The organism is Eubacterium ramulus ATCC 29099 (assembly GCF_000469345.1).
In the GTDB taxonomy this organism is placed as follows: Bacteria; Bacillota; Clostridia; order Lachnospirales; family Lachnospiraceae; genus Eubacterium_I; species Eubacterium_I ramulus.
This window is the reverse complement of the sequence record NZ_KI271113.1, coordinates 18,189-18,551: the sequence shown is the minus strand read 5'-3', so window position 1 is coordinate 18,551 and position 363 is coordinate 18,189. Positions and strand designations below refer to the sequence as shown.

Below are 363 nucleotides of genomic sequence, written 5' to 3'. Positions count from 1 at the left end.
GCAGGTGCCGGTAATGCCTGATAGTTTTCCAGGACAACCACCTGCTCCCTTGCTACTGAATTGATCACTTCCGGAGCATTTGTACTGACAACAAACTGAACATTTGGGAAAATTTCCGTCAGGTCATGTAAGAGCTGTTTCTGCCATGCCGGATGAAGATGAAGATCCACCTCATCAATCAAAATGATTCCATCCGTTTTTTTGCAGACTTCGCCCAGGCACTGAGGGTTCAATACTGCCATACGATATGCAATATCTGCTACCAGACTGATCGTGCTTTTATAGCCATCACTCAACTGGTTTAGTGGGATACACATGCGCATTCCCTGTGCATCCGTATAAGCAACATCAATTTCCTTGGTT

General features: G+C 45.2%; 1 protein-coding gene. It reads right to left on the bottom strand.

From position 1 onward, the window contains the following. The coding region (locus HMPREF0373_RS16940) for an AAA family ATPase (protein ID WP_021738803.1) at positions 1-363 on the bottom strand (363 nt) is incomplete at both ends.